Below are 23,022 nucleotides of genomic sequence, written 5' to 3' on the forward strand. Positions count from 1 at the left end.
GGACACCAGTGGTGGCAATGCGCTCGCGTCCTTGGAGCGGATGCGCCTGGCCTAAGCTTGGACTAAATCGGTTGTCAAATTCTGATGCTAACCTATCCCAGCCGATTTCTGCCGACTCCATCTGAGGAATCGCCCCTCCTGGCATAGAGAAGATTGAAATCCACCATCCACCCGCTCGGTCAGATGAGGATGCTGCCAAATCACCGTTCATTCAATGGTGAATGAGTTGGCGGGTTTTCCGAAAATTGGGAGGATCGAGTATGGAGTTGTGAGGGCAAGCCATGCCAATTGTTAAGGATGCTCGCTTCTGTGAGTAGTGTCCGGGGCAGTGAGTTCATGATCTTCGGGATCGGGTTGAGATCGAGAACTTCTTTTAGAGTACTGACTGGTCAATTGGTACAAGATGGGAACAACGAATAAAATGAGGAATGTGGCGGTCAACATGCCGCCCACCACCACACGGGCCAAGGGTTTTTGAGCCTCCGAACCGATGCCACTCGCGAGCGCGGCGGGAACTAAGCCCAACGCGGCTCCCAGGGTGGCCATTAACACCGGTCGCATCTGCAACTCGGCTCCTGAAAGGATAGCCTCCTTGAGGGGGATGCCATTTTGTTCCAACTCCCGGATACTGGAGACGATTAAGACGCCGCCCAGAATGGCGATCCCCAATGTGGAAATGAATCCTACGGCTGCGGAAATGCTAAAGGGCGTATGAGTCAGGACCAGAGAGAGGACCCCTCCGATCATGGCAAAGGGAACGGTGGCGAGCACAATAAAGGCGTACCGGAATGATCCAAACGTGAGGTATAGCAAAAAGAGAATGAGAATCATGGTGAGGGGTACGACAATCATCAGGCGTTGTTGTTCTTTGACCAATTGATCATATTGTCCGGCCCATTCGAGATGATAGCCTTCCGGGAGTTGAATTTTTTTCTGTAAATGCCGTTGGGCTTCTCGAATCGTACTCACGAGGTCCCGGTCGCGGATACTGAACATGATAGGGATATATCGCTCGTGATTTTCTCGATAGATCATAAAGGCGCCGGTTTGTCGAACGATCGTGGCCAACTGCTTGAGCGGTATGCCGACGCCTTCAGGAGAACTGACTTGGATCTGTCCAATGGTCGTTTCGTCTTGCCGGTATTGGGGAAGGAATCGCACCACTAATTCAAATCGTCGGTCCCCTTCGATCACTTCCGTGACGGCTTCCCCGCCAATAGCGGCTTGAACCATGGCATTCACATCGCCGACTTGTATGCCGTACCGGGCACAGGCTTGCCGGTCAACTTGAATGAGGAGGTTGGGTTGTCCCATGGTCCGGTTGATACTGAGTTCCTTCACTCCCCGGATGTTTTTAAGTTCGCCCTCGACTTTTTCCGCAAGGGTTTGAAGTTCTGTTAGGTTGTGCCCATAGAGCTTAATGGAGTTTTCGCTTTTCACGCCGGACATGGCTTCTTCCACACTGTCTTGGATGAGTTGGGAGAAGTTGACCTTGAGCCCGGGGATCGTTTCCAGGCGTCCCTCAATTTCCTCGATCAGGCCTTCTTTGGTCAGGCCGGGGCGCCATTCATCCCGGGGTTTAAGATTGACGTAATATTCCACATTGAAAAAACTTTCTGGGTCTGTTCCATCATCCGGACGTCCGAGCTGTGAGACCGCAGTGGCGACTTCAGGGGATTCCATAAACATGTTCCGCATACGGCTGGCCAAGGCTGCGGCATCTTCAAACCGGATATCGATCGGCATGCGAATACGAACCCAGATGTTGCCCTCCTCTAGCGCCGGCATAAACTCTCCACCCATGAAGTTGAGTGCTAAAACGGTCACTACCAATAGGATACCCACCGCGCCTAGTACCAGCTTTTGATGATGAAGTCCCCAACGAAGAGCGGTCAGATAGCTTTGCCTGAGTATCGAAACCAGTTTAGGTTCTTGTTCGCGCATGGGTCCATTGAGCAGGAAGGAACACATGGCAGGCGCGAGGGTACAGGCCAGAAGCAGCGAACCAGCCAGGGCCAGGCCATAAGTAATGGACATGGGCGCAAAAATTTTTCCGGGCACTCCCGTCATCGTAAAAAGGGGAATGAACGCCACCACGATAATCACCGTGGAAAATAGGATCGGTCGTCCCACATGACGGGCGGCCCTCGCAATGAGCTGAGGAGGGGTGACCCCGGGTTTGGCATGGTGGCAGAGGTAATAGAAAATACTTTCGACCATGACCAGGGGGGCATCGACGATGATTCCGAAATCAATGGCTCCCAGAGAAATGAGATTCGCGGACTGTCCCATCATGACCATGGCGGAAAAGGTGAATAGCAGAGCAAGGGGAATCGTACAGGCGACGATCAGGGCGGTCCGGAAATGTCCCAGGAAAAAGAGGAGAACGATGAGCACCAATACCATGCCGTTGATTAATATGTGCACGACCGTCTCAATGACGGTGTTGATCATGGTGGTGCGATCATAAATGGTTTTGATTTTGACGCCGGTGGGGAGTTTTTTTTGGTTTAATTCCTCTATCTTTTGATTGACGCGTTCCAGGGTGGAGAGCGCCTGGGTGTCCCGTTGCAGAAGGATCACCCCTTCCAGAGTGTCTTCCACCTCGTTAATGCCGACTTGTCCTAAACGGATCGCAGTGCCAATGGACACTTTTCCCAGATTTTCAATAAAGATGGGAGTGCCGTCTTTGACCGCCACGACGACTTTGGCGACATCATCCAGGCTGTTGATAAATCCTACTCCCCTGACATTGTAACTCTGGGGTCCCAAGGCCAAATAACTGCCACCAACATTGGCATTACTATTGGCGAGGGCTGCTTTGATTTGAGCAAGAGTGACTCCATAGGTGAGAAGAGCTCCGGGATCCAGGTCCACGTGATATTCTTTTGTGGTGCCTCCAAACGCCGTCACATCAATGATGCCGGGCACCTGTTTGAATGCGCGCCGGACCTGCCAGTCCTGGATGGTTTTGAGGTCGGTGAGCGAATAGCCGTCTCCCACCAATTCATATCGATAGATTTCTGCGATGGCCCACCAGGGAGAGAGTTCCGGTTTGACGCCCTCGGGTAGATCAACAGTATGGAGCCGATTCAGCACTTCTTGGCGGACCGCATACCAATTGGTGCCAAATTCAAAATAGACCTTGAGTTCGCTCAAACCGAACAGAGACAAGGAACGGACATTGGTGAGGCCGGGAATGCCCTGGAGAGCGGTTTCAATGGGAATGGTGATGATTCGCTCCATTTCCTCTGCCGACCATCCCGTTTTTTGGGAAATGACTTCGACAAAGGGTGGCGAGGGATCCGGGTAGGCCACCACGTCAAGGATATGAAAAGCATAGAGCCCTCCAAATAGCAGGAAGATCCCGAAGGTGCAGACGAGAGCACGCTGAACGAGCGACAGCTCGACAAGTCTGCCGATCATGATGTCGGGGGAGAAGGGGGGGGCGTGTGTTCGGAGGACATTCCTTCGTCTTCGACATTCATGTCCTGGCCTTTGAGGAGTACGGCCCCTTTGACGACGATCGTTTCCCCTGGCTCAAGACCGCTGAGGACGGACATTTGGCCGGAAGAGGGGAGTCCGGTTTTAATCGGACGTTTCATGTAATGGTTGTCGCTATTCGCGACATAGACATACATATTTCCGTCAATTTCCAGAACCGCTTCTTGAGGAATAAGGGGATAGGGACGGCTTTCGCTCAATTTGACATTCAACCGAGCAAACATCCCCGGCTTGAGTTTGTGATCGCTATTGTTGACGACCGCCCGTATTTTAATGGTCCGAGTGGTCTGATCCACGACATCACCGATGGATGAGATGGTGGCTGGAAATGCCGTCTCCGGATACGCTTCGACGGTCACCATCGCCTGTTGTTTAATTTTTACAAGTCCGAGGTCTCGGTCGTAGACGTCCGCGATGACTTGCACGGTGTTTAAATCGGCTACCGTAAACAGTACTTGATTGGGATCTCCGCTGACCGATTGTCCCGGGGTCACGGCCCGGTCCACGATGGTGCCGGAAAGGGGGCTTCGGATTTGATAGATTGACGTAATCGTTTGATCGGCTATGGGTTTATCGAGTTCCTCCTTGGAGACCTGAAGGGCCAGGAGTCTTTCCCGCGCTCTCCGGAATTCCGCCTTGGCCTTGACGAAATCGTTTTCGGCTTGCTTCAAATCTTTTTGCGGGAGCGCTTTGATCTCATACAAATCTTTGGCCAGGCCGTAGGAACGTTGGGCGTAGGATAAGTCAGAATGTTCTTTGATGAATTCCGAATAGGCCGAAGCAATTTCCGGACTTTCAATGGCGACCAGGAGTTCTCCTGCTTTCACAAAATCTCCTAATTGTCCATGGATTTTTTGTACCCGACCGATTAAGGCTGAAGAGACCTTTGAATATCGATCCTCTCCATAGGACACTTTTCCTGCTAGGGACAAGACGGGGTGGGATGGCTCAACGGTCACTATGGCTGTGACGATTTGTGTCTCCGGTGTTGAGGGTGCGGGAATGGCCTTGTCACTTTTCGTAAAGGCAGGGTCCGTAGTCGCCGATGTTTGTGGTGGGCTTTCCTGACTGCAGGCAATCCCACTGAGAGTTATGATGAAAAGAACACACCGGAATACACGAGGTACGGTTGTCATAAAATATCCTGACCGGCAGCTCGTTCTAAGAGAAATAAATTTCGTTGGTAATCAAACAGGGCTTCCAAATAGTCTTGAAGAATGGTCTGTGAGCTGCGGGCGGCATCGAGCACATCTATCAGCGTCACGCCACCCTTTTGATAGGCTTTTTCGAGAATGGAGAATGTGGTTTTGGCATCGTCCAGTACTCCCGCCTGATAGGCCTCCACCAGACGTTGGGATTGAGTTAAATTCCGGTAATTCACTTCAATCTCATTTTGTACTTCCAAGGTGGTCTTGTGAAGATCGACTTGCGCCACTTGAATGGCGATTTCGGCCTGGGCAATGCCTCCCTGATTGCGGTCAAAGACCGGGAGCGGCACTTCCAGGTTGAGGCTATACAATTGTTGGTTGCTCCCGCCTTGCGGCCCCTGCATGGTGAACGCGCCTCCGATAATAGGGTCGGGAATTCTGAGTGATTTGGCTAATTTTAAATTGGTTTGTTGCTGGGAAAGGACGAACCGTCTGGCTTGAAGGTCCGGACGTTTGTTCATCGCCTCGGTCCGCAGTTTATCAATATCGGGTGTCACCCGTTTATAAAGGAGGTCGGAGGTTAATACAAGATCCGTTGTGGGCGGGAAGGCCAGGAGGAGTCGGAGGTCAGCGAGTGCCGTTTGGACTTCCTGCGTAAATTTAATGACCTGTGCTCCGAAGTCTACTGCCTGAAGGCGAAGACGAATGAGGTCCACTTCGGCGATGAAGCCTTTTTTAAAGCGTAATTCCCCAATGGTTAAGATTCGATGAAACCGCTCCTGATTATCTTTCGCGAGATCAAGACGACGGGATGCCAATTGAACTTGGTAATACGTGTCTTTGAGCGTGAGTGTCAGTTGACGAATGGCATCGGTGAATGTCGCCTCGGCAGCCTGGATGCCATAGCCTGCGCTTTCCATCCGATAGCCACGTTTGCCGGCAAGCAAAAACATCTGTTCGAGCTGAGGAGTAATATAGCGAGTGCCTTCAAAGGTCTGTTTCCCGGTAAATGCGGCTCCTCCATAGAGTAAAAAAGTCGGGTTGGGGAAAAGTTTAGCGGTGATGGCAATCCCCTTGGCATTGTCGATGCCGTATTTCGTCATCAAAAGATCAAGATTTTTCTCCAGAAACAAGGATAAGGAATCGTTCAAGCTCAAGGTCACCGTGGTGGGAACTGCGGCTGGTGCCTGCTTTGAAGTTTTGATTGAATCCGGTTGCGCCGATGCAGTTTCGAATAGAACCCCAACCATGACTACCGCAAGAAACAGGCAGTGGATGAAACGTATAGGGAAAGTCATGTTGATGGCTGGAAATGATAATCCGTTGACGCTTGGATTACCAAGAGAGGGAGGAGTGGAGAACAAAAGCTACCCAATGGCAACCTTTCCTTCCGCAATTCGAATCCTGGGAAACAAAGGAAGAGAAAGAAAACCCAGGCTGAAAAGTGGTCAACCATATCGCCGAGGAACCCCTAAGAGCAAGATGATACTTTTACCAATGTCGAAAATTTTTCCGAATAAGCTAAATACTTCCCCCTGCTCCCTTACTTTTTTTGTAATAGTTTTAGCGAAGAAGATCCTCAGGTGGTCTTAATAAATTTCAATGTGCAAGAGGCATTCCATGAGTTAGTTTCATTTACAAGGAGATGAGGCAAGAATATTTTTATAGTAAACAACAGATTTAAGCCGATTCCAGTTGAATGGAAGGCGTTCAGGTTGGAGCAGGAAGGAGATTCAGGAAAAGTCTGTCCCGTGAAAGGACAGGTTGTCATTTCCCAGTTTAGTAGGGTCGAGGGAGCGTGTGAGGATGGGAGGTTAACCCACTCTCATACCTCTTGGGACACATTGGAAATGATAGGGACCGCTGAAGGCGGAGATGTCTATGTTGAATCTCAACAGCCTCATCCCCCCCAATGTTCCCTGAGGATAGGGAAGTGAACGAGGTTTACTCCCGCAAGCGGAATGGATCGTTTATGCGCATAATTCTCATTTCGCGATGGTGATACTGGGGACATTCCCGCGTGGGGCATCGGTGACGGTCATTTGAAACAATTGATACAGCAAGCGGAAGGACTCCTGATTCCATGACCGTTTCTCCTCATCGGCGATGGAATAATAATGTCCCTCATGGGTGACGGAAAGTTTGGTATTAGGGCGTTCAATAGATGATTCGATAATGTCCAAGACCCGGACCGGATTTTCTGCGACGATTCCCGTTCCTGGATCCGGATCCACATGATACTCCGGCTCACTCGCAATGGATCGACCCAGAAAATTGAGAATGCCGTGAAAACTCCGGAGCCGAAAGGCCCCTTGTACCGGGTATTCCCCTCCCGGATTGTCGGGTCGGATATCGACCAGGATATCGTTCGGCGGCCAACGATCCGCCTTGGCCTGTAAAGTTAATCGCTCTTTATTGGAGATGGTGGTCGGGTCGTAGTTCGTGATTACGGTATGCCCGATTGACCGTTTTTGAATGATATAGATTTGTTTTTCCGCATCCACAATTATGCGATAGTTGTTTTCCAGGGTTTGAAAGTCTCCGGCAGAAAAGGAGGATAATGGAAAGGTCCATTCCCGGTCATACACCAAGGGTTCTATATAGAGTTGATTGTTATCTTGTAAACGGGAAAGATGAAGCACGATTTGTCGAAATATGGGGTATCCGGTCTTATCCGCCGGTCGATTATAGTAGGCGGTTTCGTGATTATTCGTGGTCGTACGGATTTCCCCGGCCATGAGCCGGAGGAGTAAATCAATATCGACCCCCTGTCTCAGCAGGAGTGTCAATTTTCCTTCCCGGAGAGGTGTCAGCAGGCGTTGGGTAAAATCTTCTCCTTCAATGGGACTAATGGTAAACGTGGGATTTTCAGCGATGCTGCCCCCAAAGACGGGTGCCAATGCAAATCCGCCATTTGTCCCGCCTAGCGGCGGGGTAGCCCCGGCGAAAAATTGATAATTAAAGGTGGCGGCAATACTGGAAATGGCTGTGAAATGCACGGGTTGATGATGATGGGATCTGGCAATATTGAGGAGCAATTGTTCGACCAGGGATCTGGTGACCGAATGGTCATACGCAATGACCACATGTTCCAGAGCTTTCGGGGAAAAACATCCGGATAGCATAACAGGCAGACTCCAGAGCATGACGCAGGACAAAAACGAGATTCGGGTTTGTTTTTTTTTCACGGTGTCCTGTTCCTTAAAACACGTGGAGGTTTTTCTTTGTATGTTGATCCTTACAAATAATAGAAGGATCTTCCCTGTCGGTGTTGTGCTTGGAAAGGGAGTCCCGTGGAGCAATTTCTTTGCCCATCCACCAGCGTTGAATCACTTCGGCGTAACCAGGGTTCATGTAATGCGAGAGTATCAAAGCCGCAGTTTCTGTCAAGGGAAGAGGACGTGCCGATCAAAAACCCACGTGTCCTAGACCGCGTTTTTCTTAGAGGTGGTGCTTTCATCCTGGTTGGTTCTTTTGCGGGAGACCCTGCTTTCAGGCCATGCCTTTATTCTGATGATGATAGTAATTCCCCATAATTCCCGGAGTATCAATTAACCCAAAAGGCTGGAAAAAATCGTGGCCAGTCCTAAAAAACTAAAAAACCCGGCTACATCGGTGACGGTGGTTAAGATGATTGATGATGACTGAGCCGGATCTTGTTTCAGGGATCGAAGAATGATGGGGATGATTGCTCCCGAAAACCCCGCCATGACCATGGAGATGATCATGGAGACGCCGATGACCATGGTTAATCCCCAGGAATGGCTCCAGAAAAATACGGCGGTACAGGTCGTCGCGGCCACAGCCACACCATTGGCCAAGGCGACGTAGGATTCTTTTAAGGTCACGCGGAACCATTGGGAAGGACGGATATCCCGTAACGCTAACCCACGCATGACTACCGCGAGCGCTTGAGCTCCCGTATTCCCTGATTGCCCGGCCACGACGGGGAGCAAGACCGCCAGGGCCGTAAATTGCGCAATCGTGTCCTCGAATAACCCCACGACAAAAGCCGCCAGAAATGCTGTGAGCAGATTGATTTGTAGCCAGGGGAGACGTTTCCGAATGGCAAACCCTGGCGGCGATAGGGCTCGTTCGTCTTTGCTGGCACCCACCATGGTTTGCATGCTTATGGTGGCCTCTTCTTTTTCAACCTGAATGATGTCTTGACTGCTGATGATTCCGAGTAGGCGGCCGTCCAAATCAGTAACCGGAATAGTCAGCACCTTCCATTCGTTACAAATTTCCACGACCTGTTCCTGATTTTCCAGGGGATGAATGGTCGGTAATTCTCGTTTCATCAGGACCGCAAGATTCTTCTTTGGAGAGGCTAAAAACAGATCTCTGAGGGATAGGACGCCCACGAGGACCTGTCTGCGATCAATAATGTAGATTTCATTGAGATGCTGGGTGTCATGGGTGCGAACCTGTCGGATGGCTTCCTCGACTGTCAGGTCTTCCGGGAGCGCAAGGAATTGGACATCCATGAGCATCCCGACCGAATCCTCCGAATACTCCATGAATGGACCAATATCGGTGGAAATGTGTTGGGGTAGGGCACCCAAAATAGCCACACGGGTCTCATCGGGCATTCGTTGGAGGAGCGAAGCGGCCAATGAGGGTTGGAGATGGGGAAGCGCACTCAGGAGTAACGCTTGCGGAATGATTCCGAGAAGGTCAGCGGCCAATGATGGTGACATGACCGAGAGGACTTTTGCGATCATGGTAGGGGGAAGATCGGCAAGTATGGGGATCACCTCCTGGGGATCATGGGACTCAAACACATGTGCGGCTTCATCGGGAAATTTGGCAATAAATGCCTGATGCATCGGTTCAGTCGTTGCAAGTGTCGTCATGGTGTGTCCTGTTCTTTCCGGGGAGAACCTGGCGGTGTCGATGTGGTCAGAGCGTCTCCCAAGGCGGTCATCAGTCCGATTCCGGAGAGGGAATACGCTTCCCATAGTTGCAGGAGCGCGTCGGAGAGAAAAGCCGGTTGATACTCAGCAGATCGTGACTGGAGAAATTGTCTCAATGTTCGATGTCGAAGGGCACCAATAAACGTGTGGTCTTGATCAATGACCGGAAGGCTGTCGTATTGAGCCCATGCGGGGTGGGCGACAATGTCGAGGGCATTGGCCGAGGCCGGGATCGCGTTTACGTCCTGCTTCATAATGGCGGATAGGGTGATGGTCGGCTCGGCTCCCAGAAGCTCTTTCATGAGGATGACTCCGCGTAAGTTTGTCTGATGATCAATGATATATAAATAGTAGATCGCTTGCCCGATGGTTTGGGACACGCGTTGGAGAGCCTGCGCGACGGTGATGTCCGGTGGAAGCGTCAGAACATGGGGGTCGGCAAGACTGCCAGCGGTATGATCCGGCAAATTGATTGATCGACGAAGATGTGCCCCCATGGCCGGGTCAATCTGATCCAGCAGAGAGGTTTGTGTTGGGGCGTCATATTGTCGGAGCACTGCCCGTGCTGAACGGGAGGATAGTCGGCTGAGTATGAGCGCGCTGGTTGCCGGTGGATACTGTTTGAGAATTTCGGCTGTTGGGCCGGGAAGACAATACTCCAGGAAGGCGGCGATATGTTGGGGCTCCATGGTGTGCAACATGTCTCCCGCTGACTGAGCCGGTAGTTCCTCCACGTAACGTGCCGCCTCTAATGGATGTTCCTGGATAAAGGCTTGCCGAAGCTGTTGGGTCAAATTCATCGGTCTACCCCTCCGTTGGAGAAAGAATGCTGGTGACTTCGGTAAATTGTGCGGCAGGAATTACCACCCGTCCTTTCTCCGTATCCAGGACGACGACCATGGGAGTTATGGCTGTAACGGTGCCAGTGTAGGCGCCGACCTGAATCTTTTCGCCAATTCGGACAATGGGTTGAATGTAGTGGGCGGCAATCAGATTTTTCACGGCAGAACGAGAACCGATTCCAAAAGATAACGCGGCTCCGGCAATGAGTCCGGCTATGAGAATGACGATGATTTGGTTGAGCAATGACGTGTCAATCCCCAACTCATTGATGGCCGTCACCAGAACAAGCAGGGTGGCGGCGATATAGACCGTTTGCGCGATGATGGTGCCTTGTCGGATTCCAGAAGAATCACATGCGACAGAGATGAGGTCGCGCACAAAGTTTGTGGCCAGGAGGCCCAGAACGAGAATAAGGGTCGCCATGCCGATTTTGGGCAGATAATGCACCAGTCCCGTTAAGGTTTCGGACAGGAGGGCTAGACTTAAGGCTTCGGTTGCGGAAATCAGAAAGAGGAGAAATACCAGCCAAAATCCCAGAAGACCGACAATTTGAGAAATTGTTTTTTGGCTACCGATTTTTTTGAGGAGCGTGAGAACGCCGGTGCCGCCCAGTAAACGATCGACCCCGATCATATGCAGGACGCGGCTCGTTCCCGCTTCAACGATTTTTCCCAATAGGATACCCAGGCCTAATAACATCAGGGCCCCAAGGGTTTTGGGGAGATAGGCCATAAACAGTTTGAAACTGTACTCAAACGATTCCTGAAGGGTCGCGGTCCAAAGGGTGATATCCACGGGATTGACCTCCTTAGAAATAAATAAGCAGAAATAGGGTACACACTTCGACAAAAAACGAGGCAATCAGAGAGACGAAATTCCTTATTGCGCCTGCTGGATCGATGAGTTTTACTGTGCGTTCAACCATCATGAGAGGGAATGTCCTCACTGGAGTGGCATTCGGTGTTGGTGAGCCCACGTGTTATTCAGTGGGCTATCCTTTTCTTCTGGGCCCTCAACCATTAATTGAGGGGGAGATGAGAAGATTCTGTGTCCTCAGATGTCTCTCCCGTTGGAGGTGAAGGATTCAACTGAGAGTTCGAGAGAGGTTCGGGCTCGATCGAAGAATGTGAGGGTTGGGCCGGTTCGGGGACCTGCTGTATGAGTTTGTTGACTTTAATGACTGGTGGGTCAGTCACGAAGGGTTCATATTGCTTGACGTCCAACGTGACCGAGTCCTGTTCCTCCACAAGTAGATCAATCTCTGGAACCTGTTTTTGAAAGGTTGCCAGGATGGTGCCGTCTTGCGTGGTGACAGTCATTAACAATCGGTCCTGTTGTCGTTCCTTATGTGTGACCGTCCCTGTTAGGGGATGAACCGTTTCCTGAAGAAACTGGGGTAGGTAGGGTTGAGCGTATTGGGAAACGAAAAACGGTGCCCCTAAACCCAATCCTACTCCTAACAACAACCATGCCGCGTAGACGATCAAGGATTTCATAAATGTATTCTCCAGAGTTGCAAAAGAATTTGTGAGCTCTACCTAATTCAGGCCAAAATTCAGTTGAAAAGGGTTTATCCTCGCCAAAAATGGAAGACCCGCAGCCATACAGGGTGTTTCCGGTCCTGTCACGTGGACCTTTCGTAGCCTGTTCACGTGTAATTGCAGTTTTTCAATTTTTGGGGAAATCGCGGCTGGCGCCTGGATCGTTATCAGTTAAGTGTTCGTAGGGCAACATAGAAAGAATGTTTGCAACACTGTAAAACGGTGCGAGGTGATCCGATTGTAAGGTCGTTTTTTTGCGAGACATAAGGCTGTTTCCTCATTCTAGCAATGCTATGAGAGCTTCTCAAACACCATGTGGGCAGGATGAAGGCAGCATGCAAGAGGAATAATCTCCACATATATCTTAACGCATTCGAAAACCTTTCTGCTCCGATTGACGATTGGGGCGTTATGTCCCGGTCGATGCGATGGGCAGCGGTACGGGAGTTCGGAGGTGAAGGTCCCTTTGAGGGAAAGGAATTTCCACACCATTTTTCCGAAATTTCTTGACGATGGCGCAATTAATATCGGATTGAACCTGCCTTCTGCCTTGTGGATCTTCCACCCAGGCTAATAAACGCATGTTCCAGGCGGAATCTCCGAAACTCATAAGCCAGGCCTTTGGTTCTGGGTGCGGTAGAACCATAGGGTTTTCCTTTGCTGCTTCCAAAAGTGAAATAATCACCTTGTCCAAATCTGAATTGTAAGAGACTCCCACCTCAATCTCCAAACGGGTTTTAGGGTCACCGTGCGACCAGTTGATAACCGTGGAAGAGATAAATTCGGAGTTGGGAACTACGATCGCAACGTTGTTCAGAGAACGAATAGTGGTAGATCGAATGTTGATTTCTGCCACATCTCCCTCAGTGTCTCCCACGGTGATGCGGTCCCCAATTTGTATGTGTTGTTCGAATAGCAACATGAGTCCCGCGATGAAATTGGACGTCAGATTTTGCAGGCCGAATCCGATTCCGACGGAGAGAAATCCAAAAATGACGACAAGACCGCTCAGGTCCACGCCGATGACTTGAAAGGCAATCACGGTGCCGACAAGGAGCAGGAAATATTGAATTATCCGGGTTAAGGTGTATTGTGTCGCCTTGGGCATCTTCGAGCGTTTAAGTAATTGGTTGCTGAGAAAACGTCGTATCAGGGTGTTGATGATTATGAAACCACCCATGATGAACGCAAAAAATGCCAGAGACGAGAGGGTAATCGGGGTCTGGTTGACGGTAAATAAGGGATAGGTGAAAAAGTGATCCAATGCGTTCAGGACCGTTGAAAGATCCATGGTTGTGCTCCTTTGAGGCATTATAGATATTCTGCCACGTTGTTACTGATGGTGAGACTCTTTCGGAGGTGTCCTGTTTATTGCCGTGTGGGGTTAGGTGAATAAACCAGAAAAATGTCAGAAAAGATAGAGGAGAAAAAAGCGGAGAGAAAAGCACATGACAGAGAAGGATGCCACTTGAGATCAAAAAATCCCGTCCGGGGCGATCAGGCGCGGCAGTATCAGGGTTGGATGACAGGAGCTGTATGGGTCGAGGGACTCAGGTATGTTTCTGTGAGCGAGTGGCGGTGGGTTCCCGTCGTGTTACTCGACCTTTCATAGGAACGGTTATTTCGGAGTGTCCAGGCGACGGGGGGCCTTCAGGAGGGGTAACTGACAATTCACCAAGGCCACCAAGATATTGGCGGATATCTGATGAGCTTTTACGATCATCACCGCATGGCGCCCAAATCCACATCCACATCTACAAAACTTCTGTACGCCTCTGGAACAAACACCACCTTAGTAAGCACCTCACGCGGTGTTCATAAATTTTTGACCACTACAATCACTGAATAGGTTTTACGACACATTCCCTTTCCTTCCAAAGTTTCACGAAAGACTCCGGAATGATTGCATGTTTGGAAATCGAAATGCGCGTTGGTGGTGTGCATTCCTACGGATCCAGCATTCCTTGGCCGTCCTTAAAAAACTTTTTCGATGGTGGCACTCAATACTGAGGATTCCTAAGATTCAGGCTAAGAATGGCGGAGAGACGGGGAAACGCTCAGGGATTGTTGGTGAGAGCTTGCACAGAGAGCCACAGATATGTAGTCGAGAGGCGCCAATTGTGAATTTGTGTAAAAATTTTGGCAATGTTTTGAAGGTGAAGGAGTTCAGGTGATGAATGCGGAACTCGATGGAAGAAACTGGGGGCTATTGTGGGTGATCGAGAAAGGGCAATTGGAATGGAAAGGGCATCAGGATGATGGTTGGGAATGAGCCCCAAAATTAGGCATCGAGATAATCAACCCAGGTTTCCTTTTCCGCCAGGTATGTTTGACCTTTGAAATTAAGGCGGGTGCGCATGGTGGTAAAGCCTAATTCGCGAAGTTGATCGGTGATGTCCTTCAGGCTTTCCTGCACGGTTCGATAGACTTGCGATTGGAGGTTTAGCGCTTCGTACATGACCGTTCCCGAATATCCGCGTTCCACCCGTTTAATTGGGATCATTCGATTGAAATAGCGGTCACTAGGGTCCATGCCCTCCAATTGATGCTTTTCCACGACGGCATTTCTGACTCGAAAGGATAAGGGAAGCGATGTCATGTGCTCTGGCTCCGGCTTAACGATAGGGTATAGGTATTTTTTCTTTCTGTGAAAACGGATTATAGGCTGCCCCGATGGGGGTCGCAAGCGTGGTTGACTTCCCTCAGAATCCCAACGTAACCTTCCCTACGCTTGGGAAAAATACGTTTGCGAGAAAGGGGTTGTGGCGAAATGCTCCGCGAGTCATCGGGTGCCGACATTCCAATCAACCTCCCCAACAGTCTCACCGTTCTTCGGATTCTCCTTGTTCCTGTCTTCGTTGGGTTTTTGCTCTACGAATACTATGATTATGCCCTAGTGACATTGTTAGTCGCGGCAGTGACCGATGGGCTGGATGGGGCAATAGCCCGTATCACCGATCAGCGCACTCGCCTAGGCGAGTACCTCGATCCTCTGGCTGACAAATTACTTCTCATGTCGGCCATCGTGACCCTATCTGTTCTCCATTTCATCCCTGTCTGGGCGGTGATTCTTGTGGTGAGCCGTGACGCCATTCTCCTCACGGGGACCATATTGGCCAATTTAACGGAAATCGACATTGATATTACTCCCACCTGGTTGGGAAAAGGTACCACCTTTGCACAAATTTGCTATGTCATCATGGTGATTCTCTTTGCGACCGGGCGTGTTCCCTCCGAAAGCATCATTCCTTTTCTCTCGGTAATGGTCATCCTGACAACCGGTTCTGGAGTGCATTATCTATTCCGGGGGATTCAACGGCTCAATTCTTCAGGCAAGAAACAAGGGTAAAACCGGAGGATATCGGTGAATCGAGAGCGTGTCGGCCTACAGCTGGTGGATGCGAAAGTGATCTCTTCAGATGATTTGTCTCAGGCGCTTGATATTCAGCAGGGAGAAGGAGGGCGCCTCGGGAGCATTCTGGTTCGGATGGGGGTTCTGTCTGAATCCACCTTATTGGAGTTTCTCAGCCAGCATTATGGGGTTGCCACCGTAGAATTGTCTACGTGCTCGATTGACGGGAGTCTTCGGGGGTTGGTTCCTTATGACGTTGTCCGCCGGCACCTCGTTTTGCCGGTGCGGAAAACCACTTCACGTCTGAGTCTGGCTATGGCCGACCCCACGAATGCGTCTTTGCTCGATGACTTGCGATTTCGTACAGGGCTGCACATCATCCCCATGGTAGCTACCGAGTCGGATTTACGGACAGCGATCTCCCATGTGTATGGCCAGGCTCCAGACGGATCTTCCTCAATCCCCGAACCTCTGCAAAAAGATGAGGAGGGTAATTTCAAAAACCGCGGAGATAGCGACCGGATTTCACCCAATTCGATGGGGAGGCCTGTTGGCCCTGTCTGTGCCTCGGCTAACGGGTTGAATGGTCAAGAAAGATCTAGCCTTCTTCATGACAACGCAGAAATGTCTCGTGTGAAGCGTCATATTAAAATTGATAAAGATTCTTCAGCTGTTGAGGTTGTGAATGGGCTTGTTCAGCAGGCCATTGAAATGGAGGCGAGTGATATTCATATTGAGCCGATGGAGACCATAATCCGGGTTCGCTTTCGGTTGGATGGCGTCTTGTGCCCGATTCAAAATCTTCCTAAGGATCTTCATCAGGCATTACTCGCCAGGGTGAAAATTCTTTCTGATCTGGATATTGCGGAGCGTCGGTTACCCCAGGATGGACGGATGAAGGTGGAGGGCTTTCCCCACGTCGATATTCGAGTAGCAATTCTGCCGTGTTTGTTTGGGGAAAAAGCGGTCCTGCGTCTCCTGAATCAATCAGGGCTTGCATTGCATTTGACCAATATCGGGCTCAACCAGCCTGATTTGGATCGGGTCACGACGGCTCTGGAAAATCCCTATGGGATGATCCTGGTGACAGGGCCTACGGGGAGCGGAAAGACGACAACCCTCTATAGCGCGTTACAATTTCTGAACACTCCTCAGATGAATATTGTCACTGTCGAAGATCCCGTGGAATACCAAATCCAGGGCATCAATCAGATGCAAATTCATGAAGAGATTGGATTGAATTTTGCCGCCGGGTTGCGTGCTTTTCTGCGGCAGGATCCTGACGTCATGATGGTGGGGGAAATTCGTGATCGGGAAACCGCGCAAATCGCGATTCAGGCTTCCCTGACTGGCCATCGAGTTCTTTCGACTCTGCATACTATGAATGCCCCAGGGGCGATTGCCCGCCTCATCGATATGAGCATTGAGCCATTTTTGGTGTCTTCCGCCGTCTCGCTCATTGTGGGCCAACGATTAGTACGGAAAATTTGTGATCATTGTCGGGAGCTGGATACGGTATCTCAATTTCAGCTGCAGGAGCTGGGGATTGATGCGAATGTATTCGGTGCGGTTCAAGCGATGAAAGGGCGGGGGTGTGCGTCCTGCCATCTGACTGGATTTAAAGGACGTATGGCCTTATTTGAGACATTGCCTATATTTGAAGGGCTCCATGAAAAAATTTTGGCCCGGGCATCGACGAATGACTTAATAGCCTGTGCGATAAGCGAGGGATTTCGCACACTTAGGCAAGCGGGGATGGCGGCTGTTCAAGGTGGTTTGACCACTGTTGGCGAGGTATTTGCCGAAACGAGGTCTGATGCTTTTGCGTAGGTACCCCGGAAGACAGGTGCTCCAATGGAATTGACTGTACTTCTAGGTGAATTATGCCGGCAGGGTGGCTCCGATTTGCACCTGGTCTCCGGCAGTGTGCCCCGCCTTCGAGTGGACGGGCATTTACGTCCTATGGAGTCTCCGACGTTGACCAGCCAGGACATATCTCGGTTCACAGCGAGTCTGTTGACAGAAGCACAGTATCATCAGGTTATGGAGGCCGGAGATTGGGATGGAGCCTACAGCGATCCTGCTATTGGTCGGTTTCGGGTCCATGTTTATTCCCAGCGGGGATCCTTGGCCATGGCCATTCGAACAGTGTCCGGGAAGATTCCGACGTTTGAAGAATTAGGCCTACCGCCTATTGTTGAGGAATTGTTGAGAAAGCCCCAAGGGCTGATTTTGGTGACCGGGCCGACGGGAAGCGGAAAAAGTACGACATTGGCCTCAATGCTGGACCATATTAATGAGGAGCGGTCTGCCCATATTATTTCATTAGAAGACCCTATTGAGATTCTTCATTCGCACAAAAAGAGTTTGGTTTCCCAAATGGAAGTCGGATCCGATGTCCGCGAATTCCAATCCGCACTGAAAGGTATTTTACGACAGGATCCCGATGTGGTGTTTTTGGGAGAATTGCGAGATCTCGAGACCATCCAGGCGGCTCTTATCATGGCCGAAACCGGTCATCTGACGGTGGCCACCTTGCACACGAATTCTGCTATTCATGCGCTGACACGATTGGTCTCGGTCTTTCCTTCCCACCAGCAACAAGAAATTCGCATTCAGTTGTCGATGGTGCTGGAAGGCATTCTGGCTCAGAGACTTCTGCCCCGCTATGAGGGAAAGGGCCGAGTGCTGGCTTTAGAAATTCTGATTACCTCTCCGGCAATTCGGAATCTGATTCGGGAAGACAAGCTTCATCAAATGTATTCCATGATGCAAACGGGACAAGCCCAATATGGCATGCAGACAATGAATCAAGCCTTGGCCGACTTAGCTGGCCAAGGAGTGATATCCTCTGAGTTGGCTATGGGACTCACAACACTTCCTGATGAGTTATCCAAGCTATTGGAACGCACCGGTCGGGATCGGTCTGGGGGGATGTCGTTGGCCAGGCTGCGTCCCCGGATGTAAATGATGACCTTCCTGATCTTTCACAGAGAACGCGAGTAAGAGATTCAAGATGCCTACGTTTGAATACCGCGCGAAAAATAGCACTGGACAGACGATGCAAGGAGAAGTGTTGGCTGGCACTTCAAGTGAGGCCTTACAGCTTCTTCGCAGGCAGGACGTCTTGGTGACCGGTCTCCACGAAAAAGGTGAAAGGGTATTCAATCTTAGTTGCCTGGTGACTGGCTGGAACCGCCAGGGGAGCTGGCGAGCTGTAAGAAGTAAAGAATTGGTGGTCTTTACCCATCAACTGGCAACCTTGATTCGTGCGGGCGTGCCTCTTTTGGAATGTCTGGACATTCTCTCCAGTGAAGCCGAAAACCCGACCTTGCAACAAGTTGTCAAACATATTCGAGTGGATGTGGAGGGCGGAACCTTGTTGGCTCATGCTTTAAAACGCCACCCAACCGTCTTTCATGAATTTTATCGGAGTATGGTTGAAGTAGGAGAGACGACAGGTCGCTTGGATGAGAGTTTGACCCAACTGGCAATGTACCTTAGTAAACAGGCTCAGTTGCGGGCGAAAATTTTTTCTGGATTAGCCTATCCGGCTTTGCTCGTCACTGTCGCGATGATTGTCCTGGTCTTTTTGCTGATTTGGGTAGTCCCTCTTTTTTCCGGCTTATTCCAAGATATGGGCGAATCCCTTCCCTGGTTGACACAGGTGGTGATTGATGTGGCTGAGGGGGTTCGAGATTATATCTTTTTGTTGGCGATTTTCGTGGGAAGTTTAGTTGTGGGTATCCGGTGGGTGCTGAAAAATCCGAAAAGTCGACAGGCCATTGATGGGTGGGTCTTACGAGTCCCCCTTCTGGGATCCGTTATCCAAAAGGCGGCTACGGTGCGCTTTTCCAGGACATTAGGGTTTTTAGTCCGTCGTGGGGTCCCGTTGTTGTCTGCCTTGGGTGTGGCGGGAACGGTGACTGGTAATAAAGTATTTGAGCAAAGCATCAAGCTGGCGACTACAGCGGTTCAAGATGGAATGCCCATTTCCGAGGCCTTGAGGGCTCGCCAGGTTTTTCCGCCCATGGTTCCCCAAATGCTCAAGGTGGGAGAATCAACCGGTTCTATCGATGTTATGCTGGAAAAAGTTGCTGATTTCTTTGAGCAAGAGGTCGATCGAACTGTAGCCACTTTAACGTCGGTGTTGGAGCCGTTTATTATCTTGGTCGTGGGCTGTGGGATTGCCCTTGTCGTTGTGGCCATGTATCTTCCAATTTTTTCCATCGGATCAGTCATTGGATGACTTTGAAGGTAATTCGTCGTGAGTGGGAGTGCTATGTCAGTTACTGAAATCCTGGTGCGGGCGCCGGCTAAAGTGAATCTATTGATTCGGGTACTGGATCAATTGCCCAATGGGTATCATAATTTATGGTCTCTCATGCATACGGTCGATGTCTTTGATCTCCTCCGAATCAGGCTTAACCCTGATCGGGAGGGCCTTGCCTTAACGTGTGGAGATGCCCCGTTGCCCTCGGATAAGGGAAATCTGGTTTATAGGGCGGCTGAATTGGTCCTTCAGCGGGCTGAAAAGAATGTAGGAGTTGATATTGAGTTAACCAAAATCATTCCCTTGTCGGCTGGTCTGGGAGGTGGGAGTAGTGATGCCGCCGCCACTCTGTATGGCCTCGCTCACTTGCTGGGGTTAAATTGGACTTTATCTGAATTGTGTGAGGCGGGAGCAACACTCGGAAGTGATATTCCCTTTTTTTTTAGAGCACCTTGTGCAGTGGTTCGGGGGTGGGGGCAGGAGGTGACCGCCTGTTGCCTCAAAGGTGAACGGTGGGTGGTTCTTGTCAATCCTGGCTTTCCTATTCAGACAAAATGGGCATATAAACAGTTGGCCTCTCAACGGGATGCTGTCCGTCCTTTAGGTGAATTTACTAAAATGGTAGATCGTGAGTTGAGCCTCTCCTGGGAGGAAGTGATCGGGATAATGGAGAATGATTTTGAGGCGCCGTTGTTTCCGTTTTATCCCATTTTGGGATTTATTAAAGATACTTTGCTTTCCTTTGGGGCTCAAGCCGCACTATTATCAGGTAGCGGAGCCACTGTATTTGGTGTTTTCCACACTCAAGAGGAAGCTCGGCAGGCTTCCACCCGGTTGCGCCGTGATACTAGTTGGCGAATCTTTGATATCCCGATGGGTTCGACTGATTTACCCCATGACGCAATCCATGTTAGTTCTTCTTCTCAGGCTTCCAAAATGTAGATTCAGTGCTTTGAGTTGACAAGCCGCCGATTGTAGAATTACCTTTGCTCTGCTTTTTTTCCTGAAAATCTGCTACGGTTCAGGTTTACCTAGGCAAGTTGAGACTACCACTATGCTCCGAGATTTAAAATTGTTCACGGGTAACTCCAACCTTGCGTTGGCCAAAGAAATTGCCCAGTATATTGGGCAGGATTTGAGTCAGGCGACGGTTACGACCTTTAGTGATGGGGAGATTAGGGTTAGAATTGATGAGAATGTGCGAGGAGGCGATGTCTTTCTCATTCAATCCTGCTGCCACCCGGTGAATACTTCGATCATGGAGTTGCTGCTTCTGATCGATGCGGTCAAACGATCATCGGCTTCCAGGATTACGGCGGTCATTCCTTATTACGGATATGGGAGACAAGATCGAAAAGATCAACCCCGAGTGCCAATTAGTGCCAAATTAATTGCGGATTTGATCACGGCAGCCGGCGCCAATCGGATTCTGACCATGGACCTTCATGCCGGACCTATTCAGGGATTCTTTAATATTCCTGTTGATCACCTTTACGCCATGCCTGTGTTGTTGGACTACATAAAAAAGCAAAATGTTTCTGATTTGGTGATCGTTTCCCCTGATGCGGGAGGGGTCGAGCGGGCGAGGGCATTTGCCAAACGACTGAATTCCTCCCTCGCGATTATCGATAAGCGGCGGGAATCACCCAATCAGGCTGAAGTGATGAATATTATTGGCGATGTCCAAGGTAAGAATGCCTTCTTGTTTGATGACATGATTGATACGGCCGGAACCATTGTCCAAACGGCTCAAACCTGTATGGATAATGGAGCCTTGTCGGCCTGGGCTGGGAGTACCCATGCCGTTCTGTCTGGTCCAGCTCTGGAGCGCTTGCAATCGTCTTGTCTCCGGGAGGTCATGGTGACGAACACCATTCCTTTGAATGGAAAGGATCAGCAATGTCCAAAATTGAAGACCCTCTCGGTTGCTCCTTTGTTGGGTGAGGCGATTTTGAGGATACATCGTGAAGAATCGGTGACATCCTTGTTTGTATAAATTAGCTAAGGAATTGTTCACATTCACTCCTATCTAGAAGAGGTCAAGACGATGAAATATGAACTTGAAGTAGAAAAACGGGATCAGGCTGGAAAAGGCGTGGCGAGGCAATTGCGGCGACAAGGAAAAATTCCCGGAGTCCTTTATGGAGGGGGGAAGTCTGAATTTGTGGCCATGGACCATAAGATAGCCAGAAGTTTGGTGATTTCTCAGGTTGGCCATACCGGGTTGCTGACTGTTCGAATTTCCGGGGCACAAGAAAGGATCGCGGTACTCCAAGACCACCAAATTGATCCCATTACCGGTGCAATTCTCCACGTAGACCTCTTTGAAGTCTCGATGAAAAAGGCCATTCGCGTCAAAGTTCCCGTGACGGTTATCGGAGAAGTCCCTCTTGGTGTGAAAGAGGGGGGTATATTGCATCAGGTGTTGCGCGAATTACATATTGAGTGTTTGCCGGCTCAAATTCCGGATCATATTGAAATCGATGCCTCAGGATTCGGGATTGGTGATGGGGTGCATGTAAAAGAAGTTGCAGTTCCCGCAGGCATCAAGATTTTGGATGATGAGGATCTCATGGTTGCCCATGTTGCCACGAAGATGTCTGAGGCGAAACTAGAGTCCCTTCTGGCTCGCGAGGCGGCTGAGGGAGTGTCTCCTGTTGCCACTGCAGAAAAAGCCGCGGTTGAAGGGGCGGCTGCTGGAGGGGCTGTGGCGGGGTCAGATAAAGCGAAGGCCGCACCAGATAGTAAAGCGAAAGAAGGCAAGAAGTAACCCTTGCATCTGGTGGTGGGACTTGGAAATCCAGGAGAGTCGTACAGACACACGCGACATAACATTGGCTGGATGGTTCTTGAGCAGGCTGCGGAGCGTTGGAATGTTACTTTGGCCAAGCAGGAGCATGGTTTTTTAGGAAAAGGTGACGTTAAGGGTCATCCGGTTTTGCTTCTTCTTCCCATGGCGTGGATGAATCAAACTGGGGTGGTGATTCGGTCTGTCCTTCAGGATTTGTCTCCAGAATCGCCTGATCTTATTGTTGTACATGATGATCTGGACCTATCGCTGGGAGCGATCAAGATCAAAGCCCGCGGGGGGGCAGGTGGCCATAATGGTCTGCGGTCGGTTTTATCGTGTGTGGGGACGGAAGAGTTCTCCAGAGTCAAGGTGGGAATAGGGCGTCCTCAGAATAATGACAGCCTTGCGAATTTTGTACTCTCACCATTTCTATCAGAAGAGTGGGAGAAAATTATCCCAATTCTTCCGAAGGCCATTGATTCGTTGGAATGCCTGATTTCTGATGGACCAGACATTGCCATGAATCGATTTCATGTGCGATCTTCTGAGATGGGACTGTAAGTATTCGTGTATTGGTCAGTTTTCCTGGCAACAGCCCTACTTTACTTAAAAATAATATCAGGTTTTTAGTTTCTGAATGGTCATATTCTTTTC

19 protein-coding genes are annotated in these 23,022 nt (G+C 50.1%); 8 read left to right on the top strand and 11 right to left on the bottom strand.

Annotated elements, in window-relative coordinates:
* Positions 1-291 precede the first annotated feature (291 nt).
* The 11 genes from AAH187_RS00920 to AAH187_RS00970 form a co-directional block, all read right to left on the bottom strand.
* A complete protein-coding gene (locus AAH187_RS00920) occupies positions 292-3,426 on the bottom strand; it encodes a CusA/CzcA family heavy metal efflux RND transporter (RefSeq protein WP_342346553.1) in 3,135 nt (1,044 codons plus the stop codon).
* Positions 3,423-4,640, bottom strand: coding sequence for an efflux RND transporter periplasmic adaptor subunit (locus AAH187_RS00925; RefSeq protein ID WP_342346554.1), 1,218 nt, complete (start codon positions 4,638-4,640; stop codon positions 3,423-3,425). The genes AAH187_RS00920 and AAH187_RS00925 overlap by 4 nt, the downstream gene beginning before the upstream one ends.
* Positions 4,637-5,902 (bottom strand): TolC family protein, encoded by a 1,266-nt coding sequence (locus AAH187_RS00930; RefSeq protein ID WP_342346555.1) that lies wholly within the window; start codon positions 5,900-5,902, stop codon positions 4,637-4,639. Before AAH187_RS00930 ends, AAH187_RS00925 begins: the two co-directional genes overlap by 4 nt.
* 735 nt (positions 5,903-6,637) lie before the next feature.
* Positions 6,638-7,840: a hypothetical protein gene (locus tag AAH187_RS00935; protein ID WP_342346556.1), complete on the bottom strand. Its 1,203-nt coding sequence runs from the start codon at positions 7,838-7,840 to the stop codon at positions 6,638-6,640.
* A 363-nt stretch (positions 7,841-8,203) separates the two neighbouring features.
* On the bottom strand, positions 8,204-9,508 hold the full coding sequence (gene mgtE, locus AAH187_RS00940; protein WP_342346557.1) for a magnesium transporter: 1,305 nt from the start codon (positions 9,506-9,508) through the stop codon (positions 8,204-8,206).
* Positions 9,505-10,368, bottom strand: coding sequence for a CBS domain-containing protein (locus tag AAH187_RS00945; protein ID WP_342346558.1), 864 nt, complete (start codon positions 10,366-10,368; stop codon positions 9,505-9,507). Before AAH187_RS00945 ends, mgtE begins: the two co-directional genes overlap by 4 nt.
* Before the next feature lie 4 nt (positions 10,369-10,372).
* A complete protein-coding gene (locus AAH187_RS00950) occupies positions 10,373-11,206 on the bottom strand; it encodes a hypothetical protein (protein WP_342346559.1) in 834 nt (277 codons plus the stop codon).
* 224 nt (positions 11,207-11,430) lie between these two features.
* The gene (locus AAH187_RS00955) at positions 11,431-11,907 is read right to left on the bottom strand and encodes a hypothetical protein (RefSeq protein ID WP_342346560.1); all 477 of its coding nucleotides are present in this window, start codon (positions 11,905-11,907) and stop codon (positions 11,431-11,433) included.
* A 172-nt stretch (positions 11,908-12,079) separates the two neighbouring features.
* On the bottom strand, positions 12,080-12,217 hold the full coding sequence (locus AAH187_RS00960; protein ID WP_342346561.1) for a hypothetical protein: 138 nt from the start codon (positions 12,215-12,217) through the stop codon (positions 12,080-12,082).
* 144 nt (positions 12,218-12,361) lie between these two features.
* Positions 12,362-13,243: a mechanosensitive ion channel domain-containing protein gene (locus AAH187_RS00965; RefSeq protein ID WP_342346562.1), complete on the bottom strand. Its 882-nt coding sequence runs from the start codon at positions 13,241-13,243 to the stop codon at positions 12,362-12,364.
* 990 nt (positions 13,244-14,233) lie between these two features.
* The gene (locus AAH187_RS00970; protein ID WP_342346563.1) at positions 14,234-14,551 is read right to left on the bottom strand and encodes a hypothetical protein; all 318 of its coding nucleotides are present in this window, start codon (positions 14,549-14,551) and stop codon (positions 14,234-14,236) included.
* Between the two features lie 171 nt (positions 14,552-14,722).
* On the opposite strand from AAH187_RS00970, the gene AAH187_RS00975 reads away from it, so the two are divergent.
* The 8 genes from AAH187_RS00975 to pth all read left to right on the top strand — a co-directional run bounded on the left by AAH187_RS00975 (position 14,723) and on the right by pth (position 22,929).
* Complete coding sequence (locus AAH187_RS00975) at positions 14,723-15,301, top strand: CDP-alcohol phosphatidyltransferase family protein (protein ID WP_342346564.1); 579 nt, start codon at positions 14,723-14,725, stop codon at positions 15,299-15,301.
* A gap of 15 nt (positions 15,302-15,316) precedes the next feature.
* Complete coding sequence (locus tag AAH187_RS00980) at positions 15,317-17,134, top strand: ATPase, T2SS/T4P/T4SS family (RefSeq protein ID WP_342346565.1); 1,818 nt, start codon at positions 15,317-15,319, stop codon at positions 17,132-17,134.
* Positions 17,135-17,158: 24 nt separating this feature from the next.
* On the top strand, positions 17,159-18,271 hold the full coding sequence (locus tag AAH187_RS00985; RefSeq protein ID WP_342346566.1) for a type IV pilus twitching motility protein PilT: 1,113 nt from the start codon (positions 17,159-17,161) through the stop codon (positions 18,269-18,271).
* Positions 18,272-18,320: 49 nt separating this feature from the next.
* Complete coding sequence (locus tag AAH187_RS00990; RefSeq protein WP_342346567.1) at positions 18,321-19,553, top strand: type II secretion system F family protein; 1,233 nt, start codon at positions 18,321-18,323, stop codon at positions 19,551-19,553.
* Positions 19,554-19,586: 33 nt separating this feature from the next.
* Positions 19,587-20,519, top strand: a complete 933-nt coding sequence (gene ispE / locus AAH187_RS00995) for a 4-(cytidine 5'-diphospho)-2-C-methyl-D-erythritol kinase (RefSeq protein ID WP_342346568.1) — start codon at positions 19,587-19,589, stop codon at positions 20,517-20,519.
* Positions 20,520-20,631: 112 nt separating this feature from the next.
* Positions 20,632-21,573, top strand: coding sequence for a ribose-phosphate pyrophosphokinase (locus tag AAH187_RS01000; RefSeq protein WP_342346569.1), 942 nt, complete (start codon positions 20,632-20,634; stop codon positions 21,571-21,573).
* Positions 21,574-21,624: 51 nt separating this feature from the next.
* Positions 21,625-22,347 carry a 50S ribosomal protein L25 gene (locus AAH187_RS01005; RefSeq protein ID WP_342346570.1) on the top strand — a complete coding sequence of 241 codons (723 nt, stop codon included), beginning with the start codon at positions 21,625-21,627 and terminating at the stop codon, positions 22,345-22,347.
* 12 nt (positions 22,348-22,359) lie between these two features.
* Positions 22,360-22,929: an aminoacyl-tRNA hydrolase gene (pth, locus tag AAH187_RS01010; protein ID WP_342346656.1), complete on the top strand. Its 570-nt coding sequence runs from the start codon at positions 22,360-22,362 to the stop codon at positions 22,927-22,929.
* The last annotated feature ends 93 nt before the right edge of the window (positions 22,930-23,022 follow it).

The sequence above is a fragment of the uncultured Nitrospira sp. genome (assembly GCA_902500695.1).
Lineage (GTDB): Bacteria > Nitrospirota > Nitrospiria > Nitrospirales > UBA8639 > Nitrospira_E.